The sequence below is a fragment of the Spirochaetaceae bacterium genome (assembly GCA_009784515.1).
In the GTDB taxonomy this organism is placed as follows: Bacteria; Spirochaetota; Spirochaetia; order WRBN01; family WRBN01; genus WRBN01.
In genome coordinates this window covers 1-12,466 of record WRBN01000058.1, presented here as the reverse complement: position 1 = coordinate 12,466, position 12,466 = coordinate 1, and the positions used below count along the sequence as shown (strand labels likewise).

14 protein-coding genes and 1 rRNA gene are annotated in these 12,466 nt (G+C 43.2%); 11 read left to right on the top strand and 4 right to left on the bottom strand.

Annotation, left to right across the window (positions count from 1 at the left end; all coding sequences use genetic code 11):
• The first annotated feature begins 211 nt into the window (after nt 1-211).
• Together FWE37_06960 and FWE37_06955 are read left to right on the top strand one after the other, a co-directional pair.
• Nucleotides 212-1,078: a hypothetical protein gene (locus tag FWE37_06960; GenBank protein ID MCL2520720.1), complete on the top strand. Its 867-nt coding sequence runs from the start codon at nt 212-214 to the stop codon at nt 1,076-1,078.
• 10 nt (nt 1,079-1,088) lie between these two features.
• A complete protein-coding gene (locus FWE37_06955; GenBank protein MCL2520719.1) occupies nt 1,089-1,919 on the top strand; it encodes a patatin-like phospholipase family protein in 831 nt (276 codons plus the stop codon).
• A gap of 20 nt (nt 1,920-1,939) precedes the next feature.
• Here the strand turns inward: FWE37_06955 and csrA are convergent, their stop codons facing one another.
• Genes csrA through FWE37_06940 form a run of 3 tightly spaced genes read right to left on the bottom strand, consistent with a single transcriptional unit; the run spans nt 1,940 to nt 3,826 of the window.
• The gene (csrA, locus tag FWE37_06950; GenBank protein MCL2520718.1) at nt 1,940-2,161 is read right to left on the bottom strand and encodes a carbon storage regulator CsrA; all 222 of its coding nucleotides are present in this window, start codon (nt 2,159-2,161) and stop codon (nt 1,940-1,942) included.
• On the bottom strand, nt 2,161-2,595 hold the full coding sequence (gene fliW, locus FWE37_06945) for a flagellar assembly protein FliW (protein ID MCL2520717.1): 435 nt from the start codon (nt 2,593-2,595) through the stop codon (nt 2,161-2,163). The genes csrA and fliW overlap by 1 nt, the downstream gene beginning before the upstream one ends.
• Before the next feature lies 1 nt (nt 2,596).
• On the bottom strand, nt 2,597-3,826 hold the full coding sequence (locus FWE37_06940; GenBank protein ID MCL2520716.1) for a flagellar hook-associated protein 3: 1,230 nt from the start codon (nt 3,824-3,826) through the stop codon (nt 2,597-2,599).
• 187 nt (nt 3,827-4,013) lie between these two features.
• On the opposite strand from FWE37_06940, the gene FWE37_06935 reads away from it, so the two are divergent.
• From FWE37_06935 to FWE37_06915, 5 genes are all read left to right on the top strand, one after another.
• Complete coding sequence (locus FWE37_06935; GenBank protein ID MCL2520715.1) at nt 4,014-5,156, top strand: hypothetical protein; 1,143 nt, start codon at nt 4,014-4,016, stop codon at nt 5,154-5,156.
• Nucleotides 5,157-5,270: 114 nt separating this feature from the next.
• Nucleotides 5,271-5,564 (top strand): type II toxin-antitoxin system RelE/ParE family toxin, encoded by a 294-nt coding sequence (locus FWE37_06930; protein ID MCL2520714.1) that lies wholly within the window; start codon nt 5,271-5,273, stop codon nt 5,562-5,564.
• Between the two features lie 4 nt (nt 5,565-5,568).
• A complete protein-coding gene (locus FWE37_06925; protein ID MCL2520713.1) occupies nt 5,569-5,844 on the top strand; it encodes a hypothetical protein in 276 nt (91 codons plus the stop codon).
• Nucleotides 5,845-5,927: 83 nt separating this feature from the next.
• Entirely contained in the window at nt 5,928-7,355 is a 1,428-nt protein-coding gene (locus tag FWE37_06920) for a fibronectin type III domain-containing protein (protein ID MCL2520712.1), read from the top strand.
• Nucleotides 7,356-7,389: 34 nt separating this feature from the next.
• Nucleotides 7,390-8,166: a PHP domain-containing protein gene (locus FWE37_06915; GenBank protein MCL2520711.1), complete on the top strand. Its 777-nt coding sequence runs from the start codon at nt 7,390-7,392 to the stop codon at nt 8,164-8,166.
• A gap of 52 nt (nt 8,167-8,218) precedes the next feature.
• Here FWE37_06915 and lepA read toward each other — a convergent pair whose 3' ends face one another.
• The gene (gene lepA / locus FWE37_06910) at nt 8,219-10,045 is read right to left on the bottom strand and encodes a translation elongation factor 4 (GenBank protein MCL2520710.1); all 1,827 of its coding nucleotides are present in this window, start codon (nt 10,043-10,045) and stop codon (nt 8,219-8,221) included.
• A 138-nt stretch (nt 10,046-10,183) separates the two neighbouring features.
• On the opposite strand from lepA, the gene FWE37_06905 reads away from it, so the two are divergent.
• The 4 genes from FWE37_06905 to FWE37_06890 form a co-directional block, all read left to right on the top strand.
• Nucleotides 10,184-10,495 (top strand): nucleotidyltransferase family protein, encoded by a 312-nt coding sequence (locus tag FWE37_06905; protein ID MCL2520709.1) that lies wholly within the window; start codon nt 10,184-10,186, stop codon nt 10,493-10,495.
• Nucleotides 10,492-10,893 (top strand): DUF86 domain-containing protein, encoded by a 402-nt coding sequence (locus tag FWE37_06900; protein MCL2520708.1) that lies wholly within the window; start codon nt 10,492-10,494, stop codon nt 10,891-10,893. The genes FWE37_06905 and FWE37_06900 overlap by 4 nt, the downstream gene beginning before the upstream one ends.
• Before the next feature lie 309 nt (nt 10,894-11,202).
• A complete protein-coding gene (pcp, locus tag FWE37_06895) occupies nt 11,203-11,922 on the top strand; it encodes a pyroglutamyl-peptidase I (GenBank protein ID MCL2520707.1) in 720 nt (239 codons plus the stop codon).
• Between the two features lie 370 nt (nt 11,923-12,292).
• Nucleotides 12,293-12,466: ribosomal RNA gene (locus FWE37_06890) — 16S ribosomal RNA — on the top strand; the annotation flags it as partial.

Sequence of the window (12,466 nt, the reverse complement as noted above, 5' to 3'; positions counted from 1 at the left end):
TCAAGCTCGTATCTTTGGCCGTCATCGGGCAAGTTGTCGTAATCTTCTATGGTGTAATATTGCCGTTGTAAAACTTCGCTCATAGTTATAGTATAGCTTACTTTAAAGCTTTTAGCAAGCAAATGTTGGGTATTGCTCTATGCTATTGTAGCATTGCTGGAAAGATTAATCGCTTGACCTTTCTCCTATCTTCCTATATATTTATTAAATAATGAAAAAGCTTTTATCAATATTCATTATGTTTTTTATGGCCGGCTGTGCCACGATGGATAATAGGGCGCGAGCCACTATAAATACCTTTTTTGCCCCCAATGCCCAGCTATATGCCGGCCTTAACCCAAGCGCTTTGCCTTTGCGCGGGGCACGGCGGCTAACGGTAGGCTCTCATACCGATTTTATTTTTACGTTGTTAAACCGCACCAACTGGGCCGGGTTTTACCAAGATAGCTCGCTTAACGGTTACCTTAATGGTTCGTTTCCTAAAGGGTTTATCGAGCGGCAGTTGCAGCGTGATAGAGGTTGGCAGCCCATTAACGAGGGTGATGGCAGCTGGCAAAGTCGTTTTATCGAGATTAGCCTGCCGCAAAGTAACCATATCTTTGTTAGTACCGGCTCGGTGGTGGCTTTAAGCCAAAGACAAAACCCGCCGCCGGCTAGTTTTTTGCCCGGCGATGTCGTTAATGCCCTAACTCATAATGCTCTTACCCTTTATAGTCCGCAATTTGCTAATTTGCTGGGGCTGTTAAATTTTAGCTTACCACTGCCCATCGATGGCGGCCTGCTGCTTACCTTAAGCGATAGCGATAATGTTGCTGCCGCTATCAACCAATTATTTGTAACTACTTCCGGCCGTTATCAACTGTGGGGTTTTATCGAAAGTCCATCGGCTCTTAATGCCCGTTTGCTAAACACTTTATTTAGAACGATGCGCCTTTCCTTTAACCCCGATAGCCTGTGGCATAAGCTAGAAAATGAAGCGCTTGGCAATCGGGTTTATTTTTACCTGCCTTTAACTCGGGGCGAGAGCGAGCAGCTGTTGGCAACATTAATTGACCAACTTGCCGGCGGCTTTTTATAGGGGGATAAAAGTGTTAAAATTAGGTTTATCTTTAGCCGGCGGCGGGGCAATGGGGGCTTACCAAGTTGGCATCTTATGCGCTTTTATCGAAACCGGCTTAATTAAATATATTAAAGTTATTTCGGGCTGTTCGGTGGGTTCGCTTAATATGCTCTTTTTTTTAAAGGCCAACTATCAGCTGGCCTTAAAGGTTTGGCAAAGTGAAGCCGTGCATTTAATGCAGTTAAAAAACCAAATAAGTTTGACAGAGCTGGCCAATTCGTTGGATATTTTACGTAAGTTTTTACTGCGTGATAGCCCAAATGTTAATGACGAAAAATTAATAGATGCCTCTTTATTTAGCGCCGATTACTTAAAAGTTTTACTCGATAAATATTTGCAGGACGATAGCTTTAGCGGCCCCGTTAAATGTTATGCCACAGCGGCGCACATCGATATGAAAACTTTAGATTACTTTTTTTTAAATAATTTAAGCACGGCGCAAATAAAAAGTATTTTGCTGGCCAGTTCGGCTATTCCTTCGGTGTTTAATCCGCAACAGATTGGCGGCAGGTATTATCTTGACGGCGGGGTGGTAGAAAATTTACCCATTAAGCCGCTGCTTAATGAAAATTGCGACATTATTATTACCTCGCCGCTTATGTGGCGCGAAAGGGTAAGCGAAGAATATTACGGTGAGGCCGAGTTTTTAGAGTTGGTGCCTAGCAGTAAAATTGGCAATGTTTTACGGGCGGTAGATTTTAGTACCGGGTACATTAACAAAATGATAGAGCTGGGTTACAGTGAGCAAATTGGTAAATTAACTAAATTGGCGAAGCGGCTGGAAAGAATTAATAAGTAAGAATTAAAGAGTAGATTTTTTTAATTTTTAATTTTTAATTCGGGTAATATTACGGCCTCGCTCGCTACCGCTTTAGCGTTTTCCTCGAGGATAGCCTCGTAAATTTCGTGCCTAAACACCTTAACATATTCGGGGGCTTCAATACCTAGCTTTACTTGGTCGCCTTTAATCTCAATAATACTTATGCTAATAATATCGTTAATAATTATGCGTTCATTTTTTTTGCGCGATAAAATAAGCATTAACTGGCCGCCCTAGCGAGCAAGTTATGGCGGATTTGCCAATTAGGGTTGGTGCTAATACATTGGTTAGCCAGCTGTGTTTCTTCATTAAAGATAACGGGAGCTTGTAAGTTAGCCGTTAATTCGTGGGCTTTACCGGTGGGGATATTAACAATAGCTAAACACAGGCTTTGGTTAATGTCGTTAATTTTTAAGCGGGTAAGGTCGCTTAAAGCAGCCTCTACTTTATAGTTTTCTTCAAACAATAAAGGGGAAAGTAAAAAAAAGGCAATTTGTTCATCATCTAGGCTTTGTAAAATATAAAAAGGTTTTTGTTTAGCCTCGAACAAAGCCCATTTTTTTAAATTATAAAAGGGCGGTATCCCTTGCGAAAAGTTAAAAATACACTCTTTGTTTACCTCGATAGGGCCGTAAGCTTTGCTGTTAATTTTCATTTTATCTTAAAAAATCCATTAAAGTTGGTTGTAAAATATTGCTGGCCATACTATAAGTGGCCTGTAATACGGTATTAATGTGGCTAAGTTCGGTAGCGGCTTCGGCAAAGTTAAGGCCGCGCAGGCTGTTATCCCACCTAATGTAACTTAAAGTTTCGTGGCCAAGCCGGTTGTTTGCCATAGCTAGGCGGTTTTCGCGGCTGCCTAAATCGGCCCGTACATTGTTAAGGTTAGTAAAGGCTAAATCGAGCCCGCCTAAGATACGGCCGCTTAAAGCCTCTTGGTCGCCGTTAAGCATAGCATCGCGGGCGGCAATAATCATATCAAACATACTGCCGCCGTAGCTAATAACGCCATCGGCAAAGTTGTTAGGGCCATCGATTATGCCTAAATCGTTAAAAACGCTGCCGACACCATCACTTAACGATAGCTGGTGAGGTTCAGTCGTGGTAAGCACTAAACGGTTAAAAACCGGGTCGAGCGAGGCTCTAACAGCCGTTTCGGAGTTATTGATGCGGTTTATCACCGTATGGATAGAATCGCCGGCATTAAGATTAACTTCTTGGCCGTTAATAATGATAGAGCTGTCTTGCTGCACCACAAAACCGGCAACACTGTTAGCCCCCATCAGTCTTTGGTTTTCGGCCCAAAAAACACGGTTGCCGCTAAATTGGGTTTCGATGGTAAAACCATCGCCGTATTGCATTAAACGGCTGTCGCTGTTGCCTAAATATTCTACGTTGGAGAGCAGCGGGATAGGGCTGCCGGCTACGTTGGTGCGCACGCCCCTAAAGGCTTCGCCGTTAGTATGCGTACCGGCAAAAAGGGCAAGGCCGTTTCCATCGCGGCTGTTGCCTACCATCAGCAGCTCTTCGAGCAGCTGGTTTACCTCCATCGCCATATAGCGGGTTTCTTCTTGGGTATAAGTGCCGTTGGCCCCCTGTACGGTAAGCTCGCGGATACGCTGTAGTATTTCGGTAGCTTGGGCCATATTCCCCTCTACCACCGAAAAGTAGTTGATGGTGTTATCTATATTATGGCTGTAACGCTCTAGACGAGTAGCTTTACTTTGAAAACGCATCGATTGAGCCGCCGCTGCCGGGTCTTCGCGCAGCCGATTAATACGGTATTGGGTAGACATTTGGTCTTGCACGCGGTTACGTGCTAATTCGTTATGGCGGTTAAAGTGGAGAAAGTTACTATGCTCCATATTAGAAGATACACGGTTCACTAAATTAAAATCTCCTTTACTACTTATTAGCTATTTCGGCAGTTTTTAAATTAAAGTTAAGGCTGCCGGTAACTTTATCGGTGGTAATTTTGGCGGTAACAAGGTATACTATAAGAATAAAAAAGATAATATACCGAATTTGGTATAATTAAAAACCAAACAAAGTTAAAAAATGAGAGGATAACTTATGGCTAAATATATTAAATTGTGGTTGATAGCAGCTTTAGTTTTGAGCGCTGCAGTTTATAGTTATGCTAGCGGCCCGGCCGAGAGCGGCAGTGTTACCTTGAGCGGCCTTTTCCCCGATAGAGCTTTACGCCGTGAAGTAGCTAAAAGTTTAGGCCGCCGGCAAGCCAACTTAACCGGCGAAGCTTTGCTTAACAGTTTGGCCAGTATTCAAGGGAGCAGGCTCAATCGTTGGGAGGCTTTTTTAGCTTCTTTTGACGGCCATATGCGCCGGGAGGGCTCTATGTTTATAGAGCTAAGGGAAGGTCAGCCTGTTTTTAATGTATCCGGCAAAGGTATCCGCAATGCCGGCGGTATCGAGTATTTAACTGGGGTAACTCAGTTAATGATACACGATAACCAGCTTACAGCGTTAGATGTAAGCCAAAATACCGCTTTAACTCATCTTTATACCGGCGGTAATTTGCTTACCAGTTTAAATGTAAGCGGGGCGGCGGCCTTAGAATATATTCAGGTAGTTGACAGCAGTTTAACTACTTTAGATGTAAGTAATAATAGGGTTTTAACTTGGCTTAGTTTGTATAATACGGGGCGCACCGCCTACAACAGCCAAATAACGAGTTTAGATATAAGCCATAATACCGCTCTCACTCATCTTTGGCTGCAAAATAATTTGCTTACCGGCTTAGATGTAAGTAACAATACGGCTTTAACTTGGCTTAGGGTGGATAATAACCGGCTAATCAGCTTAAATGTAAGTAATAACACTCGGTTGCAATCTCTTGATGTAACGGGTAATAGGCTTACCGCTTTAAATGTAAGTAATAATGGGGCATTGGGCCGCCTCTTGGCAGGTGATAATCAGCTAACTACTTTAAATGTACAAAATAATACGGCTTTGGCTATTTTACATGTAGATGGGAACCGGCTTACCAACTTAATTTTAAACACGGGCAGCAATAACCGTTTGGTAAATCTTAGGGTAGAAGATAACCAACTTACCAGCCTAGATATACGCCATACAAGGCTGCAAAACCTTAATGTAAGCGGTAACTCAAACTTAACAACTATCTATATAAGAGGTAGCACTTTAAGACCGGCCGCCATTACTAACCGGCCGGTAGGCCTTGTAATTGAAAGGTGAAAATTTAAAAATAAGGGGGTAAGTCCCCTTATTTTTATTATCAGCCTTATCAAAGCCCCAATTTACACCAGTAAAACTCTAGGCAAAATGCATTTTTTAGGCTATACTGTAATGGTGAATGAGCTAAAATACACCAAAGCTTATGTGAAATGGTTTAAAAAGCTTAATGATATAGTAGGTAAACGGCTTATAGCTTCCCATATTAACAACCTGCGGTGTGGTAAACAGTGTGATACAAAGCATATAGACGGAAGTGTTTACGAACTACGTATTCATTACGGCCCAGCTTACAGAGTTTACTATCAACAAAAAGGTAATAAAATTATTATTTTATTGTTGGGCGGCAACAAAACTTCGCAACCACATGACATTGAAAGGGCTAAAGAATTGGCTAAGAATGAGGATTAACCTAATGATACGAGAAAAAATGCTTGAAGAGCTTAATTTAACTGAAGACGATTTTGAAATAAGCGACTATGATTTGGCTGAATTAATTAGCACAAAAGAAGAATATTTGGCTTTTATTGAAGGAGCTATACAAGAAAATAACCTTAATTTTTTATTTGAAATTTTTAAAGCTTTGGTACAATCACAAACAGTAGCTAAAGAAGTTATGGCCGAACTTGGCCTTAGTAGCGATGGATTGCTTTTTAAAATGTTTACCTCACCAAGTAGGCAGACCGTATAAGTATAGTCAATCCACTATAGATAGCGCTACTTAGTTGGAGGTTTGCCCTTAATTTTTGCCGGTAACTAACCGATAATTACTCTATGAAATTTGTTTTGCTGGTTGCTTTGTCTTTAGCGTTAAGCATAGCTAATCCTTTATTGGCCGATAATTATTCGGTAAGCCAAAACGGTATGGCTTGGGATAATGTAACTTTACATAATTTAACTTTTAGAACACTAGCCGATAACAGCCGCCGCCTTTCTTTAAGCAGCCCGCTTAGCTACAGCGCTAACCTTGCTTTAACCTTTGAGGAAGATAATGAGTGGCAAAACTTTCCTTACCGTTTACTGGCTAATCCGGCCAAACGCAGCAATAACCTTAGCCGGGTGGGTTCTTTTGCGGCGGCTTTTCATGGCAATAATGCTTTAGTTTTAGAGCCGTTGGCCGGCTCGCTCTTTACTCAGCAGAGCGGTGATTTTGTCATCGATTTTTGGTTTTACCCGATGCGGCTGGCCGAAAATGAAGAGCTTTTTACTTACCGTGCCGATATTATTTTAAATGGCCGTACCCTAGAACAGCAAGCTACCGCTTTTATCAGCGAGGGCCGGCTGGTGTGGCGTTTTGAAAATCTTTTTCTTTCGGTTTACGGCCAGCCTTTAACCTTTGAGGTGGCCGGCAGCCCATTAATGGTTAATAGTTGGCGGCGGCATACGTTGCGTTATACCGATAGCTTAGCGATGATAGAGTTGTTAGACAATGGGGCTGTGGTTAATGTGGCCTATGCCAATAGCGCCGGCCGCGAAAGCGCCCAGCGTTACGAATTATCGTGGCACCGTGCGGCTAACCGCCGCATAGCGGTGGGTGGTTTCGCCGGTTATCTCGATAACTTTGTCATTTACCCGCATTATGTAGGCAATCTTAATTTTAGCCGCTTTAGTGGGCAAGGCTCACTATTAACAGATATTATCGATTTAGATGGTATGCTTTTGCAAGGCATAAATATTATAGGCGATACGCCCAATGCCTCGCAATTTAGGGTTTTTGTACGTTTTGATGATTTTAGGGTCGGTTTTGATGACAGCCTTGCGTGGCAACAATATAACCCTGCTATTAACTATCGTTTACAAAGTGAGCGTTATGTACAATTTAGAGTAGATTTTTTTGCCGGTAACGCCGCCGCCAGCTCGCCCATCTTGCACGATTTTATTGTGCTGCGTGAGGTTATCCCGCCGCCGCCACGTCCCGGAGCCGTAAGTTTTACCCGGCAAGATAACGGTGTATTCATTACTTGGCAGCCTTTATTGGTGGGTGATGTGGCCGGTTATAAAATTTATTTTGGTACGGCGCCCGGCGATTACTTTGGCGAAGCGGCTTTTGATTCTTCGCCCATCGATGTGGGTAATACTACCCGATTCTTTTTAGAAGGGCTTACACCGGGCCAGCTATATTACTTTACCATTACAGCTTATAGTAGTGGGGTAAATCGGCAAGAAAGCGCCTTTGCACCGGAGCGATCGTTTTTGCCTTAAGGAGTTACAGCTTTAAGGGATAAATAATAAAATTATGATAAAAGAAAATTTTCATACTCATTTACATTATTGCGGCCATGCCGTTGGTGAAGCAGCCGATTATATCAAGCAAGCTAAACAGCTTGGTTTTACCGCCATTGGTTTTAGCGAGCATGTGCCTTATCCCGAAAGTTATAACGATTATGAAGGTTTTTATAACGGCGCCCGGCCGCCTTTTACTTTGCTTAATGATTATCTTAACGAGGTAAATAAGGCTAAAGAAAATGGCCAAGTAGCTATTTATACCGGCCTCGAGATGGATATTAACCCTAAACTGTACGGCTATTACGATGAACTTAAAGAGCGCTTAGATTATTGCATTGGGGTTATTCATTTTTTATTTTATAATGAAGGTTACGAGGTAAACGACTTGCCCGACGATGGGGCTGTTTTTAATTATTTAATATTGCTAACAGAGGCTGTTCTTACTAAACGTTTTAGCTTTATCGGCCACCCCGATCGTTTTGCTATCAACAATCTTATTATAGACAGGTTAGAGAACTACTACGAGCTGTGGCGCATTTTTGTAATGGCTGCCGTTAGCGCGGCTATCCCGCTGGAGCTTAACACGGCCCATGTGGGATACGGCCTTTACGATAACGAAGCGGCTAAAAACTTGTGGCGCATTGCGGCCGAAGAAGGCGCCGGCGTTATTATTAATAGTGATAGCCACCAGCCTAAAGATTTAAACCGTTACTTTACAGAGGCTTATGCAATGGCTGATGAGTTAGGGTTAAAGGTCATTAGGTTTAGCGAGAGCCTTAATAAGTGAAAACTGAAAGGAGAAAATTTTTAACTTTCACCTTTCAGTTTTTACTTTTCACCTATTTTACATCACTTTTTAACACCGCCAAGAATGCACTTTGCGGTAATTCCACATTACCAATCATCTTCATACGTTTTTTACCTTCCTTCTGCTTTTCCAGCAGTTTCTTTTTACGGGTAATATCACCGCCGTAACACTTAGCGGTAACATCTTTACGCAGGGCGCTAATGGTTTCGCGGGCAATGACGGTGCCGCCAATGGCCCCTTGAATGGCAATTTTAAATTGTTGGCGCGGTATCTCCCCCTTAAGGCGTTCGGCTACACCGCGCGCCCGCTCCTGCGCACTATCACGGTGTACCAGCTGGCTTAAAGCGTCTACAATATCACCATTAATAAGCATATCAAGTTTAACAAGATTGGTCTCGGCAAAACCGGCTTCTTCGTAATCGAAGCTGGCATAGCCGCGGCTAATACTCTTTAATTTATCGTAAAAATCGAATAAAATTTCAGCCAGCGGCATAGTAAACCACAGCTCTACCCGTTTTTTATCGAGGTAAGTCATATTATCTTGCACACCGCGTTTGTTCATACACAGGGTGAGGATAGGCCCGATATATTCGGTAGGGGTAATAATTTGTGCCTTAATGATAGGCTCTTCGGCTTTAGCAATGCTGCCCGGATCGGGGAAATGGGCAGGGTTATCGATGAGTACCGCTTGGTTTTTTTTGTCGGTAATGCGGTACTGCACACTGGGGCTGGTGAGGAGAACGTTGAGGCCGCTTTCGCGCTCAATACGTTCCTGCGTAACTTCAAGGTGAAGAAGGCCCAAAAAGCCGCAGCGAAAGCCCATACCTAAGGCTGCGCTGCTATCCTTTTCGTAAATTAAGGAAGCGTCGTTTAATTTTAAACGCTCCATCGCATCGGTTAATTCTTCGAGTTGATTAGTATCTACCGGATAGATAGAAGAAAAAACAACGGGTTTGACCAGCTTAAAGCCATCAAGAGGCTGAGCGCACGGATTTTTAGCATCGGTAACGGTGTCGCCTACGCGCACATCGCTAATGCTTTTAATACCGGCAATGATATAACCTACCTCACCGGCCTCAAGACTGGGGCAAGGCTCCAGCTTAATCTTAAAACGACCAACTTCTTCCACCTTGTACTCGGCGGCGGCGTTCATAAACCGAATAGTTTGGCCTACCTCTATCTTACCGCCAAACAGCCGAATGTGAATGATAACCCCGCGGTAAGGGTCGTAGTGGCTATCAAAGATATTAGCTTGTAAAGGTTTATCGGTAGTTTCGGCTGGTGGTGGAATTTGCTGAATAATGGCCTCTAAAAGGTCGTCAACCCCTAAACCGGTTTTGGCGCTAATCGGTACGGCAAGGTCGCTGTCTAAGCCCAATTCATCTTCTATTTGGCGTTTGGCCTCCAGCAGGTCGGCGCTGGGCAGGTCCATCTCATTAATAACAGGAATAATGGTTAAATTGTGCTCCATCGCCAAAAAGAGGTTAGATAGCGTCTGCGCTTCCACGCCCTGTGTGGCGTCAACCAATAATAGTGCGCCCTCGCAGCTGCTGATGGCGCGGCTTACCTCGTAACTAAAATCAACATGGCCCGGCGTGTCAACCAAATTTAAAATGTAATTATTCCCATCTTTACCGGTATAATTCATGCACACCGCTTGGCTCTTGATGGTAATACCGCGCTCGCGCTCAATATCCATGTTATCGAGTAATTGATTATGGGTAAAGTTGCGCTCGTCAACCACGCCGGTTTTTTGAATGAAGCGGTCGGCAAGAGTGCTTTTACCGTGATCGATATGGGCAATGATACAAAAATTGCGGATATAGGTTTGTTTAGACATCTTATCATTATAGAGCATTTTGCGCGGCCTGTAAAGAGTGCGTAAAAATTTTGTTTAAATGAAATTTTTTGCGATTTGGTTGCACAACTTTAGGGAGATTTGCGCATGTTTTTTAAGCAATTTCGGTGATTTTGACTTTAATTTTGGTGCTTTTTGGTGTATAATGAGGGTATGCTTACCCTAGAAGAAATTTTGGCCACCTTGCGTGCCGCTGCGCCCGAGCTTAAACGCAAATATCTTATCAATAAAATTGGTGTGTTTGGTAGCTATGCGCGCGGCGAACAGACGGCAGAGAGTGATATTGATATTATTTATTTTTGCGAAAGCACCGACCATATTGGCCTTGAGTTAATTGATATTAACTACGAGTTTCAGGCCCTTTTTGGCATTAAAACCGATTCACACCTTGAAGATAATTTACGGCTAGAATTTAAGGAAGAAATACTGGAGGATACCATTTACGTATGAGAGAAAAACATAAACGCCATATCCAATACATGAAGGATATGGTATGGAGCCTTAATGAGGCTATCGACTACGCTAGTCAATACGAAATGCTGAGTAATAAGCAGCAACAAGGTGAAGAGGTAGATGTGAGGCAGCTTAGATTAGAGCAGCGCAGCATGGAACGCGCCTTTGAGATAGCTGGCGAGGCGGCTAACCGAGTGCGGGCTGAGATACAAGAGAAATATCCTGAAATTGTTTGGCGTAAAATAACCGATTTACGTAATGTAATTAGCCATGAATACGATGGCATTAAAGAAAAAATTTTGCTAAGAATAGCCAAAGAAGATGCACCGCAGGTGTTGCTTGCCCTCGAAAAGGCCATTAAGCAGGAAATTACCTTTTTTAGTAAGGAAAGCTAACCTGTGGCCATCAAATAGTATTGTTATATAAAACAAGTAATTAACTATCCAGCTATAGGTATTGCCGGGCTGCCGCGCTAGCGCTCGCAATACAAGAGCTAGCGCCCATTTACTAAAATTTTTGTGATTGCTTTTCATCACTTCTCCTTAATAAATTTGTAGTATAAGCGTTATAGCATTAGTGAAAAATGCTGGCAAGTACTTATAAAACAAAATTGTGCTAAATTTTTTGTTTTATTTGGAGCTGTTTTTTAGTGAAGGGGTAAAATAAAACTTGTTCAACTTTTGCTCTTGGTGTATAATAAAGCCATGAACATATTCAGCAAAATTGCGCAAGCCTTTCAAAAGCCTGCCTCTGCCGCCAAAAAAGAAAGCACCCTTCAAAAAGTTTTAGTTACGGGCTTTACCCCCTTTGGCGGCGAGGCCATCAACCCCTCGTACGAGGCCGTTAAGTTATTAAAAGATAAAACCGAAAGTTATCAACTTATTAAGCTGGAGCTGCCGGTGGTGTTTGGGCAATCCGTCAACCTGCTGGAAGAGGCCATGCGGCTGCATAGGCCCGCAGTGGTGCTGTGCGTGGGGCAGGCAGGCGGCCGTTTTGCCATTACCCCAGAGCGCGTGGCCATTAACCTTGATGACGCCGGCATTGCCGATAACGCGGGCAACCAACCCATTAGCCAACCTATTATGGCCACCGGCGCGGCGGCTTACTTTGCTACCGTGCCTATTAAAGTTATGGTGCAGGCCATTAAAGAGGTTGGCCTGCCTGCGGCGGTATCCAATAGTGCGGGTACTTTTGTGTGCAACCATTTAATGTACGGTCTGCTGCATAAATTAGCTACCATGCCCGAGTTTAAGGGCATGCGCGGCGGTTTTATCCATGTGCCTTATATTACCGAGCAGGTGGTAGATAAAATGAATATGCCTTCATTATCTTTAGAGCAAATAGCTGTTGGGCTGGAAGCCGCCATTAGCGCCTGTATTATTAATGAAGAGGCTATTACGGCGGTGGGCGGCACCACGCATTAATAAATTGGGTTGATTAAAGCATTTGTACGTTTTCGGTCAAAAAATTCAAAAAAATCTTAAAAAACTTTGGAAAGGGGTTGACAAAAGGTTGAGGATATGTTAAAGTACTTTTCGTTGCCTGAGAGCGATTGAGGGCGGCGTTGTTACAAAGGGAAAGCTGAGTAACAGTTTAAGAGAAAGGCGGCCGGCTGCTGATGCTAGTGGGCTGTCATAAGGGAAGGAAAGAGAGATACGTTTGTGCGAGGGCTTATGTAATAAGTTCTTGCTATAGCAATAGTCAATAGTAAGGGCTGGATAAATTTAATTATACGTTAATTAAACTTTGTCAAACTTTTATGAGAAAAAGTCTGTAGTAATACAGATAAAATAAATCATGGAGAGTTTGATCCTGGCTCAGAACGAACGCTAGCGACGCGTTTTAAGCATGCAAGTCGAACGGCAGCCAAAGCTTGCTTTGGTGAGAGTGGCGAACGGGTGAGTAACGCGTGGGTGATCTACCGCTTAGATGGGGATAGCCGCAAGAAATTGCGGGTAATACCGAATG

Coding starts and splice junctions, on each gene's coding strand:
- FWE37_06935 (MCL2520715.1), top strand. CDS start 4,014: ATGGCTAAATATATTAAATTGTGGTTGATAGCAGCTTTAGTTTTGAGC.
- FWE37_06960 (MCL2520720.1), top strand. CDS start 212: ATGAAAAAGCTTTTATCAATATTCATTATGTTTTTTATGGCCGGCTGT.
- lepA (MCL2520710.1), bottom strand. CDS start 10,045: ATGCTCTATAATGATAAGATGTCTAAACAAACCTATATCCGCAATTTT.
- FWE37_06925 (MCL2520713.1), top strand. CDS start 5,569: ATGATACGAGAAAAAATGCTTGAAGAGCTTAATTTAACTGAAGACGAT.
- pcp (MCL2520707.1), top strand. CDS start 11,203: ATGAACATATTCAGCAAAATTGCGCAAGCCTTTCAAAAGCCTGCCTCT.
- FWE37_06915 (MCL2520711.1), top strand. CDS start 7,390: ATGATAAAAGAAAATTTTCATACTCATTTACATTATTGCGGCCATGCC.
- FWE37_06900 (MCL2520708.1), top strand. CDS start 10,492: ATGAGAGAAAAACATAAACGCCATATCCAATACATGAAGGATATGGTA.
- csrA (MCL2520718.1), bottom strand. CDS start 2,161: ATGCTTATTTTATCGCGCAAAAAAAATGAACGCATAATTATTAACGAT.
- FWE37_06920 (MCL2520712.1), top strand. CDS start 5,928: ATGAAATTTGTTTTGCTGGTTGCTTTGTCTTTAGCGTTAAGCATAGCT.
- fliW (MCL2520717.1), bottom strand. CDS start 2,595: ATGAAAATTAACAGCAAAGCTTACGGCCCTATCGAGGTAAACAAAGAG.